At 33.0% G+C, this 15,386-nt stretch carries 18 protein-coding genes; 6 read left to right on the top strand and 12 right to left on the bottom strand.

Annotation, left to right across the window (positions count from 1 at the left end; all coding sequences use genetic code 11):
- Positions 1-28: 28 nt before the first annotated feature.
- The 7 genes from ACVCXO_RS08885 to ACVCXO_RS08855 all read right to left on the bottom strand — a co-directional run bounded on the left by ACVCXO_RS08885 (position 29) and on the right by ACVCXO_RS08855 (position 7,078).
- Positions 29-754 carry a Bax inhibitor-1/YccA family protein gene (locus ACVCXO_RS08885; RefSeq protein WP_452229237.1) on the bottom strand — a complete coding sequence of 242 codons (726 nt, stop codon included), beginning with the start codon at positions 752-754 and terminating at the stop codon, positions 29-31.
- A 91-nt stretch (positions 755-845) separates the two neighbouring features.
- Positions 846-1,541 carry a zinc metallopeptidase gene (locus tag ACVCXO_RS08880; protein WP_452229236.1) on the bottom strand — a complete coding sequence of 232 codons (696 nt, stop codon included), beginning with the start codon at positions 1,539-1,541 and terminating at the stop codon, positions 846-848.
- A gap of 143 nt (positions 1,542-1,684) precedes the next feature.
- Positions 1,685-2,044 carry a hypothetical protein gene (locus ACVCXO_RS08875; protein WP_452229235.1) on the bottom strand — a complete coding sequence of 120 codons (360 nt, stop codon included), beginning with the start codon at positions 2,042-2,044 and terminating at the stop codon, positions 1,685-1,687.
- 34 nt (positions 2,045-2,078) lie between these two features.
- The gene (locus tag ACVCXO_RS08870) at positions 2,079-2,576 is read right to left on the bottom strand and encodes a hypothetical protein (protein WP_452229234.1); all 498 of its coding nucleotides are present in this window, start codon (positions 2,574-2,576) and stop codon (positions 2,079-2,081) included.
- Between the two features lie 114 nt (positions 2,577-2,690).
- Positions 2,691-3,155: a hypothetical protein gene (locus ACVCXO_RS08865; RefSeq protein WP_452229233.1), complete on the bottom strand. Its 465-nt coding sequence runs from the start codon at positions 3,153-3,155 to the stop codon at positions 2,691-2,693.
- A gap of 1 nt (position 3,156) precedes the next feature.
- Positions 3,157-6,039, bottom strand: a complete 2,883-nt coding sequence (gene leuS, locus ACVCXO_RS08860) for a leucine--tRNA ligase (protein WP_452229232.1) — start codon at positions 6,037-6,039, stop codon at positions 3,157-3,159.
- Positions 6,040-6,217: 178 nt separating this feature from the next.
- Positions 6,218-7,078, bottom strand: a complete 861-nt coding sequence (locus ACVCXO_RS08855; protein WP_452229231.1) for a UbiA family prenyltransferase — start codon at positions 7,076-7,078, stop codon at positions 6,218-6,220.
- 244 nt (positions 7,079-7,322) lie between these two features.
- Between ACVCXO_RS08855 and ACVCXO_RS08850 the strand changes: the two genes are divergently transcribed.
- The 5 genes from ACVCXO_RS08850 to ACVCXO_RS08830 all read left to right on the top strand — a co-directional run bounded on the left by ACVCXO_RS08850 (position 7,323) and on the right by ACVCXO_RS08830 (position 10,883).
- On the top strand, positions 7,323-8,198 hold the full coding sequence (locus ACVCXO_RS08850; RefSeq protein WP_452229230.1) for a cell division protein FtsX: 876 nt from the start codon (positions 7,323-7,325) through the stop codon (positions 8,196-8,198).
- A gap of 102 nt (positions 8,199-8,300) precedes the next feature.
- Positions 8,301-8,570, top strand: coding sequence for a DUF3098 domain-containing protein (locus ACVCXO_RS08845; RefSeq protein ID WP_452229229.1), 270 nt, complete (start codon positions 8,301-8,303; stop codon positions 8,568-8,570).
- 59 nt (positions 8,571-8,629) lie between these two features.
- A complete protein-coding gene (locus tag ACVCXO_RS08840; RefSeq protein ID WP_452229228.1) occupies positions 8,630-9,424 on the top strand; it encodes an undecaprenyl-diphosphate phosphatase in 795 nt (264 codons plus the stop codon).
- 1 nt (position 9,425) lies between these two features.
- The gene (gene truB, locus ACVCXO_RS08835) at positions 9,426-10,118 is read left to right on the top strand and encodes a tRNA pseudouridine(55) synthase TruB (protein ID WP_452229227.1); all 693 of its coding nucleotides are present in this window, start codon (positions 9,426-9,428) and stop codon (positions 10,116-10,118) included.
- Between the two features lie 69 nt (positions 10,119-10,187).
- A complete protein-coding gene (locus ACVCXO_RS08830) occupies positions 10,188-10,883 on the top strand; it encodes a TonB family protein (RefSeq protein WP_452229226.1) in 696 nt (231 codons plus the stop codon).
- A 171-nt stretch (positions 10,884-11,054) separates the two neighbouring features.
- On the opposite strand, the gene ACVCXO_RS08825 is transcribed toward ACVCXO_RS08830, so the two are convergent.
- Positions 11,055-11,651 (bottom strand): thioredoxin family protein, encoded by a 597-nt coding sequence (locus ACVCXO_RS08825; RefSeq protein ID WP_452229225.1) that lies wholly within the window; start codon positions 11,649-11,651, stop codon positions 11,055-11,057.
- A 182-nt stretch (positions 11,652-11,833) separates the two neighbouring features.
- Here ACVCXO_RS08825 and ACVCXO_RS08820 point away from each other — a divergent pair, with 182 nt between their 5' ends.
- A complete protein-coding gene (locus ACVCXO_RS08820; protein WP_452229224.1) occupies positions 11,834-12,397 on the top strand; it encodes a DNA-3-methyladenine glycosylase I in 564 nt (187 codons plus the stop codon).
- Positions 12,398-12,597: 200 nt separating this feature from the next.
- Here ACVCXO_RS08820 and ppk2 (ACVCXO_RS08815) read toward each other — a convergent pair whose 3' ends face one another.
- The 4 genes from ppk2 (ACVCXO_RS08815) to ACVCXO_RS08800 form a co-directional block, all read right to left on the bottom strand.
- On the bottom strand, positions 12,598-13,371 hold the full coding sequence (gene ppk2 / locus ACVCXO_RS08815; protein WP_452229223.1) for a polyphosphate kinase 2: 774 nt from the start codon (positions 13,369-13,371) through the stop codon (positions 12,598-12,600).
- A gap of 5 nt (positions 13,372-13,376) precedes the next feature.
- Positions 13,377-14,225: a polyphosphate kinase 2 gene (gene ppk2 / locus ACVCXO_RS08810; RefSeq protein WP_452229222.1), complete on the bottom strand. Its 849-nt coding sequence runs from the start codon at positions 14,223-14,225 to the stop codon at positions 13,377-13,379.
- A 56-nt stretch (positions 14,226-14,281) separates the two neighbouring features.
- Positions 14,282-14,908: a leucyl/phenylalanyl-tRNA--protein transferase gene (gene aat, locus ACVCXO_RS08805; RefSeq protein ID WP_452229221.1), complete on the bottom strand. Its 627-nt coding sequence runs from the start codon at positions 14,906-14,908 to the stop codon at positions 14,282-14,284.
- Positions 14,909-14,999: 91 nt separating this feature from the next.
- Positions 15,000-15,377: a DUF3127 domain-containing protein gene (locus ACVCXO_RS08800; protein ID WP_452229220.1), complete on the bottom strand. Its 378-nt coding sequence runs from the start codon at positions 15,375-15,377 to the stop codon at positions 15,000-15,002.
- Positions 15,378-15,386 lie beyond the last annotated feature (9 nt).

Below are 15,386 nucleotides of genomic sequence, written 5' to 3'. Positions count from 1 at the left end.
AAGGAGCTTTTATTATTATATTTAAGACTTAATCTCTCGACATAAAAATTTGTAATACATACCAAAATAATAACATTAAAGAAGCAAATAAGCCTAATGCTGCTGGTATATAATCATCTTCTGTATATTTATTTACTAAGTTAGAGGTTTGGTATAAAATAGAACCACCAGCCAATAAACACATACCTACAGAAAACCACAGGCCTAGGTTAAACCCAAAAAGCGTTCCTGCTACTATTAATCCTATTGCAATAAAAAAGCCAATTGTTAAGCCTGTTTTTAAAAACGAAAAATCTTTTTTCGTTACAAAAACTACGGCAGTTAAACCACTAAATAAAGATAAGGTTACAATTGCGGCTTGCTGTAATATTTCAGGACCAGAGTCCATATAAAAAGCTGCAATATAAATCATTGGAACAAAAATAAATGCTTCGGCCAAAATGTATACTGCAAACGCTAAATATTGCTTGTTTTTATCTGGCGTTTTTAAAGCCATTTTTTCCACATAATTAGTAATAAACATAAAGCCTCCTAGCATGATTAGCCATTTAAAACCATCGGTCATGGATAACGCAAAATTCACAATAGCCTCACTTTGCAATAATAAATATTCAAAAAGAATAAACACTAAAACACCACCAGCAACATGTGCATAGGTTTGTTTAAAAAAAGCAACACGATCTACTTGCTCTAATGTAACAACAAGTACTTTAGGTTCTTCCTCTTGAAAAGGATTTATATTTTGATTTTCCATAAATGTTTGTTTTATATTAATTTGAAAAGTAATAAAAAAAAAGACATTAAAATAAATTAACGTCTCTTTTTTCTTACTCTATATGTTTTTATTAATCTCTTCCACCAAACACTTGAAGTGCCCAATATAACAAGGAAGCTAACGCACCAATTGCTGCAACTAAATAGGTTCTAGCAGCCCATTTAAGGGCATCTTCAGATCCTGCATATTCTTCCTGTGTTAACATGTTTTTATTTTTCAACCAAGCTAAAGCTCTGTTACTTGCATCATATTCTACAGGTAAAGTAATAAAGCTAAACAAAGTAGCAAAGCCCATAAATACTAAACCAGCAACGGCAACCCAATACCCCATTCCCATTCCTGCTGCTCCACCAAGAATTAATCCTCCAATAACCAACCATTGTGACATACCAGAAGTCACACTAACTATTGGTACTAAGGCAGATCGCATACCGAGTGCACTATATGCTTGCGCATGCTGTACGGCGTGACCACATTCATGTGCGGCAACTGCTGCTGCAGCCGCATTGGCGTGATTGTAAACCACTTCACTTAAGTTTACTGTTTTATTTTTCGGATTGTAATGATCTGTTAATTGTCCTGCAGTAGAAATAACTTCTACATCTGTAATACCATGATCTGCAAGCATTTTTTCGGCAATCTCTCTACCAGTTAATCCATTACGCAAATGTACCTGTGCGTATTTTTTAAATTTTTTCTTTAATTGGCTACTTACCAACCAACTTACAAGCGCTATTGCTCCTATTAATATATAATATCCAATCATTTATTTTCGTTTTAGTGTTTAAATATACTATTAGTATAGCAAAAAATAAGCCAAATATTCGTTAAGAAATTTTGTCAGTTTTTAATGAAAAGAAATGTAACTACTCACCTTTTATTTCTTGTTTTATTTCTTACCTAAAAAAGTTATTCTTGCAAATGAATGACCTCTATTGCAAAACTATTTTCAAAAATAATAACAAGTTTTTCTGCTTTTGATTCCAAAAAACTAGGTGGTTTTCCTAAAGCATACAGCAGGTGTTCGCTTCCTGTTAGTGTAGAAGGTGATGCTGGCCCTAATAATGCAATAACCTCTTTTTTGGTTTTACCAATTAGTAATTCACTTTCCATAATATCGGCTGCCAACTTATATCGTGTAGTACGTTCACTTCTCCATTGTTGTTCATTAAATCGTTCTTCAAAAAGCCATGTTAACGTGGTACTAAGCACAAAAGCGACAAAGAAAAACAATCCAATTTTATCATTTCTCTTTAGTTTTAAGCCCATATAATTATTCTATAAAATTTAGTTTAATACCAGTTTATTGCTTGATAAGAGTTGCCTTTTGTGTTACTGTTACGGGATAACTAATAACCTCGGGGATTTCTTCACTCACGCCGCCACTTTTTTCTTCGAGATTTTTACCAGAAAATACAATCTCAAAAATCATTTTATCGGCGTAAAATCGTTCGGTGGTAATTAGTAAGTTCTTTTGCACTTCAAATACACTATACAGCGTATTATCTATATATTTTGCAGATAATAATACCCCATTATTTTCATCCACAGCAAACGCACCTTTTTCTTTATTTATTGCCTTTAACGTATAATTACGATCGTTCCTTTTTCCATCCATAATATAAACAATTTTATAGATATAGGTATCTACCGAATCGGAAGCCATTAAATGGAATTCCATACCAATACTTTGTTTTCCTTTAGCATTAGTGATTTCTAAATCGCCTTTATAAATGCCGAAATAATCTTCTGGAAAAACCTTGTCTTGCGCTTTCGCGGAAAAACAAAGAAGTAAAGCCATTTCATAATTATTATTTTATTCTAAAGTATAAAAAAATGGATTCTCTCTTTCGAAAGAATCCATTAAATGTATATTATTTAGACTATTGTATTAATATTAAATTATAATAATGTGTTAATCATATGGATTATATGGTACACCAACCACTTCTATTTCATCTATTGTTCCATCTTGATCGTAATCATAAAAACGTCTATATCTTATTAAGGTTTCGTCTACTTCAAGTACTTTTAAACTAGTCACAAGTTGTTCTCCAAAATAAAGATCAATAATATCTGCCTGTAAATGCCATCTTAAATTTGTACTACTTAAAGCACAAGGAGCACAACTACCACAGTTTAAAACTACATCTTCTTCGAAATCAAACTCTTTTCCCTCTTCAAAATAAAACTGAAACAAATCCTTAGTACATCCTTCGGTATGATCATAAGAATATAAAGTGCCATTAATTTTTATCGTGTCATATGCCCATGAACCAATAATATTTTCAAATATATAAGAATCCGGTTCCACATTATCATCATTAGAACATCCTATAAAAGCGAACAAAAAAATAAAACATACGAATCTAAATTTCATATTACCCTACAATATTTACAATTTTACCAGGAACTACAATAACTTTTTTAGGAGTTCTCCCTTCTAATTGCGCAATCGTTTTTTCATTGGTCATTACTGCTTTTTCAATTTCGTCTTTACTCAAATCCATTGGTAGTTCAATAGTGAAACGCATTTTACCATTAAAAGAAATCGGATAATTCTTACTACTTTCTACTAAATGACTAGCATCAAATTCAGGAAAAGCCACAGTAGATATCGATCCTTCATTACCTAACTGACTATATAATTCTTCAGCAATATGCGGTGCATACGGAGAAACTAAAGCTAATAAAGGTTCTAACACATCTTTGCTCGTACATTTTTGCGCAGTAAGCTCATTAACCGCGATCATAAAAGTAGAAACCGAAGTATTAAAAGAGAAATTCTCGATATCTTCTTCTACTTTCTTTATGGTTTTATGTAATGTCTTTAAGTTGTCTTTTGTTGGCGCTGCATCATTCACGTTTAATCCGTTTTCACCAACATATAATTTCCATAGTTTTTTCAAGAAACCATGCACTCCTGTAATTCCTGCTGTATTCCAAGGTTTTGCTTGCTCTAAAGGACCAAGAAACATTTCGTATAAACGAAGACTATCTGCTCCATATTGTTCGCAAATCGCATCTGGACTAACAACATTGTATTTGGACTTCGACATTTTTTCAACTTCGCGACCTACTTTGTAAACGCCATTTTCTAAAAGGAATTCCGCATTTTTATAATCTGCTCCAAACTCCGCATCATTCTTTAAACTTTCAATATCTAATTCATCCGATGCATTCACGTATTGTACTTTTACGTGGATTGGAGCTACTTTTTTATCTTTAATTAAACCTTGAGAAAGGTATGTGTTCGTTCCATCTTCACGATAAATAAAAGCACTAGTCCCCAAAATCATTCCTTGGTTAATCAACTTTTTAAAAGGCTCCTCTACTTTTACAAATTCTCTATCCTTTAAAAACTTCACCCAAAAACGAGAGTATAATAAATGTCCGGTAGCGTGCTCGCTTCCTCCAATATATAAATCAACATTTTCCCAGTAGTTAAGTGCATCTTCACTAGCAAAGTCTTCGCCTCTTTTGGCTTTTTCTTCCATATAACTAAAGAAATACCAAGAACTTCCTGCCCAACCTGGCATCGTGTTTAGTTCTAGGGGATAGATGCCGTTGTCTGGAGTGGATTCCGCATCAAGTGCGGAATGACAAAGGTCATTACTAACCACTGTATTTGTATTCGTATCCCAAGCCCAAACATCTGCACGACCTAAAGGTGGTTCGCCTTCTTCGGTTGGTAAATATTTTTCTACTTCTGGTAATGTGATTGGTAAATGCGCTTTATCAATCATTTGTGGCATTCCATTCACATAATATACTGGAAATGGTTCTCCCCAATATCTTTGTCTAGAAAACACAGCATCACGCAATCTATAGTTTGTTTTCCCTTCTCCTTGTCCTAATTGCTCCAAATCGTAAATAGCACGTTTGGATGCTTTTTTATAGTTCATTCCGTTAAGGAAATCACTATTTGCAATCTTCACATTGTCTTTGGATGCAAATGCTTCTTCAGAAATATCTGCTCCATCAAAAATGTTTGGAATTTCAATATTAAAATGTTTTGCAAAATCGTAATCTCTTTGATCTCCACAAGGCACAGACATGACTGCTCCTGTTCCGTAACCCGCTAAAACGTAATCTCCAATCCAAACCGGAATTGGCTCTTTACTAAAAGGATGTTCTGCATACGCTCCTGTAAATACACCAGAAATGGTTTTCACATCTGCCATTCTATCGCGTTCGCTACGTTTTGCAGTTGCTAATATATAAGCATCTACTGCTGCTTTTTGCTCTGGAGTTGTGATTTTAGATACTAATTCATGCTCTGGAGCTAAAGTCATAAAACTAACTCCGAAAATAGTATCTGGTCTTGTTGTGAAAACCTCTATAACTTCTTTTTCTGAAGTAACAGATTGCTTCGTTTCACTCGCAATGACATTGAAAGTTACCGATGCTCCAACCGATTTGCCTATCCAGTTTCTTTGACTTTCTTTTAAAGAATCTGTCCAATCGATAGTATCTAGTCCTTGTAATAAACGCTCTGCATACGCCGAAATTCGCATCGACCATTGCGTCATTTTTTTACGCAGTACAGGATGTCCACCACGTTCGGAAACCCCATTTACTATTTCGTCATTTGCTAAAACCGTTCCTAAAGCAGGACACCAGTTCACTTCGGTTTCTGCTAAATAGGTTAATCTATATTTAAGAAGAATTTCTTCTTGTTCTTTTTGGCTAAAATTATTCCATGCTTCCGCGGAAAACACTTCGATATTATCATCACAAACTGCGTTAACATTTGCATTTCCTTCCGAAGCAAAAACAGCAATTAAACTTGAAATTTCTTCCGCTTTATCACTTTCATTATTGTACCAAGAGTCAAAAAGCTGAATAAAAATCCATTGCGTCCATTTGTAATATTCTGGACTTGAGGTACGCACTTCACGAGACCAATCGAAAGAAAAACCAATTTGATCTAACTGTCGTCTATAGGTTTTTATATTCGTTTCTGTGGTAACTGCAGGATGTTGACCTGTTTGAATAGCATACTGCTCTGCAGGCAAACCAAAACTATCATACCCTTGTGGATGCAAAACATTAAACCCTTTATGACGTTTGTAACGCGCATAAATATCACTTGCGATATACCCTAATGGATGACCAACATGTAATCCTGCTCCTGACGGATAAGGAAACATATCTAAAACATAATATTTTGGTTTATCACTAGTATTTGAGGCTTTAAACGTTTGGTTTTCTGCCCAATATTTTTGCCATTTGGCTTCAATCTTGTTGAAATGGTATTGCATTTTATATGTCTTTTCATTTTTACCTTTCGACTGCACTCCAAGAGACAACAGTATTAATAAGCAAAAGATAATTTAAATTTGAAAAAGCGAAGCTACTAATTACGTATTACTAGTGCCCAACTACTTTTTTTAAAGCGCAAATTTACGGTTTATTCTAAGACTGTAAAAGGAAGCGTAATCAAAATACGGGTTGCATCAGTTTTCCAGAATATAATATCCAAATCATGGATAAAATTGCAGAGACATTCATTGCAATTCCGAAGAGTTTCATTTGCGAAAGCGTATATGGTTTTTCTTTAAAAAACACAAAAGTATCCAAAACTAGCCACAAGGAGAAAATCGCTAAAAATCCTGCTAAAATATAGTCTTCAAACCAATAGGAAAGAATAAATGTTTCAACCAATAATAGAAATAACATTACTAGTTTTGTGTTTTTTCTTCCTATAACGGTGGCTGTAGTTTTCTTTCCTGCTTGTAAATCTGGTTCAATATCCATGATTTCTCCTGCAATATGTGCTTGAAAGGCAAACAAAGTTAGGTATACAATAGTTTGCCAAGGTAAATCTTGTAAACCATTAAGTTGCACACTAAAAAAAGCAGTAAAAACATAACCCATTTGAATACAAATTTCAAAAGGCGGACGCTCTTTTATGCGGAAAGGTTTAAAATTATACACTATATTTATTACTATCATAAATAACAATAATAGCAGCATTTTAAACCCGGAAACAATAGTGAAATAGATAACAAAAGGAGATACTATGAGCACTACTTTTTTAATAATGGAAGCTAATTGTTGTTTTGTTGATCTTGCTCCAAACAGGAAGTTTCCTTTTCTCTCGTTGATTTCATCGGAAAGATAATCGTTATAATCATTCAAGCCGTATACCAAATAATTCAAAGGAAAAGTAACAAATAGCAAACCAATCCAAAAATTAGTATCGTACCAAAAATCGGACTCCAAACTAAAAGGAACTAAATAAATCCATATGGTGGGAAACCACAAACCAGGACGAGAAATTTTTAAATCGTGAATCAAATACGTAGGAATTACAGAATTACTTGTACACCAAAGTTAAAGGTATTACAACACTATTAAAAGTTTAAACGTTATAATAATTACAGTATAGAAACTAGTTGCTTAATTATTAAAATTAAGCTTCAATTTATGAGATTCTCGAAATATTGGTAAAGACATTTTTATTGGAAAATAAAAGACTTGCATCTTTTAAAGTTTCTTTTCATTTTCTTTATTATTTTTACATCATTAACAAATCCTTTTTATGAGCGCATCTTTTGAAAAATACCAGAAACGTAAACTAATATCCTCTTACTTTTCGGTTGTATTAAGTATTGCTTTAGTCCTATTTTTATTAGGACTGTTAGGTTTGCTTATTCTTAATGCTAAAAAGGTTTCCGATCATTTTAAAGAGCAAGTAGTGGTAACTATTTATTTAAAAGATAGTGCAAAAGAGGTAGAAACCAAGCAATTGGAGAAGAGTTTGGCTTTGGCAGATTACGTGAAATCTACAGATTACGTAACCAAAGAACAAGCTGCAGCATCTATGAAAGCCGAAAACGGCGAGGATTTCATGGAGTTTTTAGGCTACAATCCTTTACAAAACTCTATTGATGTGCATTTAAAAGCAGATTACGTAACGTCTGAACATTTAGAAGAAATAGCTAAAGAAGCATTAAACAAAAACTTTGTAGACGAAGTACGTTATGATAATGATTTGGTGACTTTAATGAATAACAACGTTAAAAAAATAAGCTTTTGGGTTTTAATACTTAGTGGGATTTTCACTTTAATCGCTGTGTTATTAATTAATAGTTCTATTCGTTTGGCTGTGTATGCAAAACGATTTACCATAAAAACCATGCAAATGGTTGGCGCAACTAAACGTTTTATTCGCAGACCTTTTGTTTGGAAAAGTGTGCAATTAGGAATTATTGGAGCAATCATAGCCTTATTAGGAATGGCCGTTGTTTTATACTATTTAAACTTAACTTTTCCAGAACTAGATTTAATGCGTAATCCTATTTTAATTGGTGCTTTATTTGCTGGTATTTTTCTTTTAGGAATTATAATCACATGGTTTTCCACTTTTTTTGCCACACAACGTTTCTTGAATTTGAAAACAGATCAGTTGTATTAATTAGGAAAAGGAATAATTTTAGATTCTCTTAACTTAAAAATTTTAAATAAAACCGTTACTTTGCGCAAGTAAAACCGAATACGATTACAGAATTTAAATAAAATGGGAGAACAAAAACGTAAAGAACAGAACACAAGTGAATTTATCTTCGGAAGAAAAAACTATAAATTCATGTTTATTGGTTTAGCTTGTATTGCGCTAGGTTTTATTTTAATGTCTGGCGGAGGAAGCGATGATCCCAACGTTTTTAATCCTGAAATTTTTAGCTGGAGAAGAATTAGATTGGCACCAACTTTAGTACTTATTGGATTTGGATTTCAAATTTACGCGATTCTCTTAAATCCAAATAAAAGTAAAAAAACAAACGTTTAATCTTCAAATTACAAGTCCAAAATAACATTTGGTAATAGTATTTTAATACTTTTGCCAACATGAATGTTATAGACTCCATTATTTTAGGAATAATACAAGGATTAACAGAGTTCCTTCCTGTATCCTCCAGTGGCCATTTAGAACTTGGTAAAGCCATACTTGGCGACAATTCGGTTCCAGAAGAAAGCCTACTCTTTACCGTCGTTTTACACTTTGCAACTGCTTTAAGCACCATTGTTGTTTTTAGAAAGGACATCCTTAGTTTACTTAAAGGTGTTTTCAAATTCGAGTGGAACGAAGATTTACAATTTGTATCTAAAATTGCTCTTTCTATGCTTCCTGCCGTTGTAGTAGGTTTGTTTTTTGAAGAACAACTTGAAGCTTTATTTGGAGGTAACATTTTACTTGTTGGATGTATGCTACTAGTAACAGCAGCTTTACTATTTTTAGCAGATAAAGCAAAAGACACCAATAAAAAGGTGACTTTTAAAAATGCTTTTATAATCGGTATTTCTCAGGCAATTGCCATGCTACCAGGAATTTCACGCTCTGGTGCAACTATTTCTACTTCTGTTTTATTAGGAAATGATAAAACGAAAGCCGCACGTTTTTCCTTTTTAATGGTTGTTCCTTTAATCTTCGGAAAAATTGCTAAAGATCTTTTAAGTGGGGATTTAATTAATGAAACGCATAACTTAACATCGCTTTCCGCAGGGTTTATTGCCGCTTTTATTGCTGGGTTATTTGCCTGTACTTGGATGATTTCTTTAGTAAAGAAAAGCAAGCTTTCTTATTTTGCCATTTATTGCGCAATTGTTGGTGTTATCGCTATAATTTTTTCACTTTTAAACTAATATGCTAATCGAAGAAGACTACAAAACCGGACAAGTTTTATTAATAGATAAACCTTTAAACTGGACCTCTTTTCAAGTGGTAAATAAACTACGTTGGGAAATTAGACAGACCTTCAACATTAAAAAAATTAAAGTTGGTCATGCAGGAACTTTAGATCCTTTAGCTACTGGATTACTGATTATTTGCACAGGGAAAATGACCAAGCAAATTGATACATTTCAAGGGCAGATTAAAGAATACACAGGAACTATTGTTTTAGGAGGAACAACGCCTTCCTACGACTTAGAATCTGAAATAAACGAAACCTTCCCTACAGATCATATTACAAAGGATTTAGTAGTAGAAACCACGAATCAATTCACAGGTGAGATAGATCAATTTCCTCCAATTTTTTCCGCATTAAAAAAAGATGGAAAACGTTTATATGAATACGCAAGAGCTGGCGAAGAAGTAGAAATACCGTCTAGAAAAATTACTATTGAGACTTTTGAAATTACGCGTTTTGAGAATAACGAAGTAGATTTTAGAGTAGTTTGCAGTAAAGGAACTTACATTCGATCTTTAGCACACGACTTTGGAAAAGCTTTAAATTCGGGAGGACATCTTTCCGTTTTAAGAAGAACAAAAATTGGTGATTATAATGTAGATAATGCAGTTACCATCGAAGCTTTTATTGAAGCATTAGATTCTTAAAAAATCTAATTTTTCATTTTTAACGTATCTTTAAGTGCCACCACGTAATAAAACACGTTATTAACCTACATGCAATTCAATAATAAACATAAAGCGATGTCTATTACGTTTCTTATCTCAGGAACGATAATATTGGGTATGTTTAATTTTCATATTTTAAAACATAATGAAGAAGTTGCTGAAACCTTCTACGAAATAGAGCCTGCAAGGGAAATCACAGAAACCGAATTAGAAGCACAAGAAAAAGCGACTAAAGCGGAAACCAACCAAGCATACAACCAAAATGAAAAAAGTAAAAATCAGGCTTCTGTGCAAAGAAGAATTGCTCCTCCAGAAGATTATGTTAGACCTGATTTAAGTCATTCGGATTATGGAGCTAGTAGTAAAAAAGAGGCCAAAGAAAAACCTTCCACTGTAAAGAAAGAAGAATTAAAATCTTTTAGTAAAGTAAATGACATTCTTAAAAAGCAACTAGATGAAAACAATAACGCCAAAAGTTCCGTTAGTTATTCTTTAGTAAATAGAAAACACAGATACTTACCAACACCTATTTATTTATGCCAGGCAAGCGGTAAAATAGTAGTAAATATTACGGTAAACACTTCTGGAAAAGTTACAAGTACATCTTATAATAATGCTTCCAGTTCTTCCAACAGCTGCCTTATTGAGCATGCTTTAGAGTATGCTGAAAAAGCTAGATTTAATCGTAATACTTCAGATGGCGCTCAAATTGGGACGATTACTTTTTATTTTGAAGGGAAATAAATAACGCCCGTTTTTCACACCTAAAAGTAACACCTACAAGGTTTTAAAAACCTCGCAGGATACTTAAAAATAAACCTTCTCGTATACGCTCCGCTCTTTAGCTAAAGAGAGGTCGGTTTTCCCTAGAAAATTCCGAGCGTTTGAAAACAAAAAAAGCAAAGCGATTTTTTACTACTCACCTAACAACGCCACCAAATCATCCACTGCATTTTGTCCTTTATCCTTATTATACCAACGTTGTAAATCTTCTTTAAACTCTGGAGTTAACATACCATGCTTCTCTTTATAATCGTTTACCAATTGCGTAGCACCACTTGGTCTTGGTCCAAAAGTATTTATCACTTCACCAGAAGTTTCATCTACCATAATTAATTTAGGTATAGACTTTCCGCCATTGGTTAAAAAGCTATTCATTAATGCTTCGTTTTCATCACGTAATACCACTTTCACATTAATATTAGGATTTAGTTCTGCTACTTTTTGCATTACAGGAACTACATGAGCAGCATCACCACACCAGCTTTCGGTAAGTACTAACCAAGTAATTTTTTTATCTATTTTTTCAATTTGTTCTTTAACAGCTTCGTTCACTTTCAACGTTTTATCCCAACGTTTCATTCGTTTGGCATTAAGCATGGTATATTCTACAAGATTTTCAGATTTATCTGTTCCTGTAGTATCCTTATTTTCCACTAAATCATTAACTAATGTGGTGTATTCTGAATAGCTAATACTTTTTGCTAAACTGTCTTTAATTATATTGTTCATATTCTTTATTTCTAGAAGTAAAAATACATGTATATGTATTTATAAATTATGATTTTTATCATATCTATGTCTATCTTTATAACAAAAACTTACAGTCCGTAAAACACATATGACTAAAATGGTTATTTGTTTTTAAATCTTTTACGTTAAATGTTGGAATGGATTTCTAAAAATATACGATTATGACAAAACATAGATGTGGTTGGTGTGTTGGAGATGATTTATACGAAGCATATCACGATCACGAATGGGGCGTTCCTGTTTATGACGACGAAACTATTTTTGAATTTCTAATTTTAGAAACCTTTCAAGCTGGTTTAAGTTGGATTACTATTTTACGAAAACGGGAAAATTTTCATGATGCTTTTGATCAGTTTGATTATAAAAAAATCGCAAAATACAACGAAGATAAAGTGCAAGAATTACTTTTAAACAAAGGCATTATTAGGAATAAATTAAAAGTAAGAAGCACGATTAGCAACGCAAAACTATTTATGGAAATTCAAAAAGAGTTTGGAAGCTTCTCAAAATATATTTGGGCTTTTGTAGATGGCAAACCAATAAAAAACAAACATAAAAACTACAAAGACGCTCCTGCAAATACCGCAATTAGCGATGCTATTAGTAAAGACTTAAAAAAACGAGGTTTCAAATTTGTTGGTTCTACAGTGATGTATGCATATATGCAAGCAACTGGCATGATAAACGATCATGAAATTGGATGTTTTAGATATGAAGAAGTTTAGCTAATTGGATAAAACCATCATAAGACGGAGTGAAATTCTATTTTCAAGAATTTAGTATCGAGCACATATATTGGAATAACTTTACTTCTCGATACAATTTCTCATACTTCGAAATCACTCGAAGTAACGAAGTACTATAGTATAATTTTAAATTTCACTATTGGAATTTCACTTTTAAAACATTGCTTACCTTACAATCTTTATTTTTTGGTTTTATACGGAATTAACTCTAACACTTTTTGCATGGCTTCAATTCTAGCCAAACTTTTCCGATTTGCTTTTATGATAATCCATGGAGAGATTTCTGTGTTTGTTTTTTCAAACATCAGGTTTTTATAATCCGTATACGAATCCCAAAGTTCTAATGCTTTTTGATCTACTTTACTAAATTTCCATTTTTTAATTGGACTAGATTTAATATCTGCAAAGCGCTTGGCTTGTTCATTTTTTGAAATCGAAAAATAAAACTTTATAACTCGTGTTCCCGATTCAATAAGCATACGTTCAAAATCGTTAACCTGATTCATAAAAATGTCATATTCTTCTTTGGTACAAAAACCATTCACCGGTTCTACAACTGCTCGATTATACCAACTTCTATCAAAAAACACTATTTTTCCTTTTCTAGGAAGATTGTTTATATACCGTTGAAAGTACCATTCTCCCAGTTCTTCTTCTGTTGGTTTTGGCAAGGCTACGACTTTAAATTCACGAGGATTTAAGTGTTCCGTAATTCTCCGGATGGCGCCACCTTTTCCTGCGGCATCACGTCCTTCAAAAATAATTACTACTTTTTCTCCGTTATTTTCGACGTATTCTTGTAATTTCCGGAGTTCTACTTGTAACTTTTTAAGCCTACTTTCATAATTCAACAATCGAACAGCTTTCATTGCTGTCATATTCTCATCCAGTAAAAAATACTTCAACCCCTTTTTACTGTTTAATTTTTTTAAGCTTTTATCCGATATTTTCATCCTCTTTAATCTATTTGTTTAATCATTCTGTGATAGCGTTGTACAACGTTTGGATCTGGAAGTGTGGTGGTTCCAGAATTCCCTTTTCCATCATAATCAAATTTGGATAATACATGACGAATACTCTCTAGGCGTGCTTCCTTTTTATTATTAGTTTTTAAAATTATCCATGGACTAAATGAAGTATGTGTTTTACCAAACATTTCTTCTTTGTAATGTGTGTATTTATTCCAAAGTTTTTGTCCTTCTTTATCCACTTCACTAAATTTCCATTGCTTTAATGGATTTTCTAATCTGGAAGCAAATCTTCTTTCTTGTTCTTCTTTAGAAATAGAAAACCAAAATTTTATAATATCTACACCGTCTTCATAAAGCATATGTTCAAACTCGGTAACCTGAACCATAAACTTGTTATATTCTTCTTCAGAGCAAAACCCCATAACGGGTTCTACAACGGCACGATTATACCAACTTCTATCAAAAAAAACGAGTTCACCAGGATTTGGCAATTCCTTAATATATCTTCTAAAATACCATTGACCACGCTCTACATCTGTAGGTTTGGTAAGTGCTGCAACTCGCATAGAACGAGGATTGAGATGTTCTGTAAATCTTCTTATTGTACCACCTTTTCCGGCAGCATCTCTACCTTCAAAAATAACACAAACGCGCTTATTATATTTTGCAACCCATTGTTGTAAATCTACTAATTCGGCTTGTAGTTGTAATAATTGGTTTTCGTAATCAACAGAATACATGAGATTTCTATATTCTTCTTCGGATAATGATTTCCGAAGTAATTCTTTAAAATCTGTTGGGTTATTACTTTGTTGAAAATCTTCTTGTGTTAGCATAATATTTTATTAATCACTAATTTCAGAAAAATCTATTACAAACAACATGATTTTTATCACTTTAAGAAAAATAAAAAATCTTCTCTAGAGATATCTTCAGCTCCTAAACTTTGCAAGTGGTTTGTGTATACTTGGCAATCTATGAGTTTATAATTGGTGTTTTGTATAAAGCTTATAAAAGCAACTTTACTGGCATTACTTACTTTTGCAAACATGCTTTCTCCACAAAAAATACCATTGTTTAAATCTAAACCATAAAGCCCTCCAACGAGTTCCTCATTTTGCCAAACCTCCACCGATTTCGCATAGCCTAATTCGTGTAATTTTAAGTACGCTTGCACCATAGAATCTGTAATCCATGTTCCCGATTGTCCTTCGCGTTTTGCTATAGAACACGCTTTAATAACACTCAAAAAATCTTGATTAATAGTAACTGTAAAATCTGATTTTCTTAGTACTTGTTTCATGCTTTTTGAAACTTTAAGCTTTTCTGGAAACAAAACAAATCGAGGATCTGGAGACCACCACAAAACAGGATCTCCTTCATTAAACCAAGGAAAAATGCCACTTTTGTATGCTAGCAAAAGTCTTTCTACACTTAAATCGCCTCCAATGGCAAGCAAACCTTCTTCGTCTGCTTCTTGAACATTTGGAAATTCTATTTTACTAGTTAAATATTGCATGGTTTTGTAAAAATAAAAAACCTCGACAACAATTAAGTTCTCGAGGCATATTTTTTAAGATTTCCGTCAAAACGGGAACCTAAAAAGAATTTTAGAAAGGTAAATCGTCGTGATCTTCTTCATTTACATTTGCTGCCGGCTCAAAAGCTTCTGCTGGTGGCACTGGAGGCATTTCGCCAGAAGCACTTTCTCCTTGTGCAGCTTCAATTCTCCAACCTTGAATAGAGTTGAAATACTTAGTTTCTCCTTGAGGATTAACCCATTCTCTACCTCTTAAGTTGATGTTTACTTTTACAGCTTGTCCTGCTTTGTAGTTGTTTAAAAGATCTGTTTTATCTTGCACAAACTCTACTAGTATATGTTGTGGATATTGCTCGTCTGTTGTTACTACTAATTCTCTCTTTCTAAACCCATTACTTCCAAAAGTTTGAGTTTCTCCAATCATTTTTACTTTTCCTTGTACTTCCATCTTCTATAT

The organism is Lacinutrix sp. MEBiC02404 (assembly GCF_053601575.1).
This window is presented reverse-complemented; position numbering and strand designations above follow the sequence as displayed.

Excerpts from the sequence above, each read along its gene's own strand:
- ACVCXO_RS08885 (WP_452229237.1), bottom strand. The coding sequence starts at position 754 with ATGGAAAATCAAAATATAAATCCTTTTCAAGAGGAAGAACCTAAAGTA.
- ACVCXO_RS08880 (WP_452229236.1), bottom strand. The coding sequence starts at position 1,541 with ATGATTGGATATTATATATTAATAGGAGCAATAGCGCTTGTAAGTTGG.
- ACVCXO_RS08875 (WP_452229235.1), bottom strand. The coding sequence starts at position 2,044 with ATGGGCTTAAAACTAAAGAGAAATGATAAAATTGGATTGTTTTTCTTT.
- ACVCXO_RS08870 (WP_452229234.1), bottom strand. The coding sequence starts at position 2,576 with ATGGCTTTACTTCTTTGTTTTTCCGCGAAAGCGCAAGACAAGGTTTTT.
- ACVCXO_RS08865 (WP_452229233.1), bottom strand. The coding sequence starts at position 3,155 with ATGAAATTTAGATTCGTATGTTTTATTTTTTTGTTCGCTTTTATAGGA.
- leuS (WP_452229232.1), bottom strand. The coding sequence starts at position 6,039 with ATGCAATACCATTTCAACAAGATTGAAGCCAAATGGCAAAAATATTGG.
- ACVCXO_RS08850 (WP_452229230.1), top strand. The coding sequence starts at position 7,323 with ATGAGCGCATCTTTTGAAAAATACCAGAAACGTAAACTAATATCCTCT.
- ACVCXO_RS08845 (WP_452229229.1), top strand. The coding sequence starts at position 8,301 with ATGGGAGAACAAAAACGTAAAGAACAGAACACAAGTGAATTTATCTTC.
- ACVCXO_RS08840 (WP_452229228.1), top strand. The coding sequence starts at position 8,630 with ATGAATGTTATAGACTCCATTATTTTAGGAATAATACAAGGATTAACA.
- truB (WP_452229227.1), top strand. The coding sequence starts at position 9,426 with ATGCTAATCGAAGAAGACTACAAAACCGGACAAGTTTTATTAATAGAT.
- ACVCXO_RS08830 (WP_452229226.1), top strand. The coding sequence starts at position 10,188 with ATGCAATTCAATAATAAACATAAAGCGATGTCTATTACGTTTCTTATC.
- ACVCXO_RS08825 (WP_452229225.1), bottom strand. The coding sequence starts at position 11,651 with ATGAACAATATAATTAAAGACAGTTTAGCAAAAAGTATTAGCTATTCA.
- ACVCXO_RS08820 (WP_452229224.1), top strand. The coding sequence starts at position 11,834 with ATGACAAAACATAGATGTGGTTGGTGTGTTGGAGATGATTTATACGAA.
- ppk2 (WP_452229223.1), bottom strand. The coding sequence starts at position 13,371 with ATGAAAATATCGGATAAAAGCTTAAAAAAATTAAACAGTAAAAAGGGG.
- ppk2 (WP_452229222.1), bottom strand. The coding sequence starts at position 14,225 with ATGCTAACACAAGAAGATTTTCAACAAAGTAATAACCCAACAGATTTT.
- aat (WP_452229221.1), bottom strand. The coding sequence starts at position 14,908 with ATGCAATATTTAACTAGTAAAATAGAATTTCCAAATGTTCAAGAAGCA.
- ACVCXO_RS08800 (WP_452229220.1), bottom strand. The coding sequence starts at position 15,377 with ATGGAAGTACAAGGAAAAGTAAAAATGATTGGAGAAACTCAAACTTTT.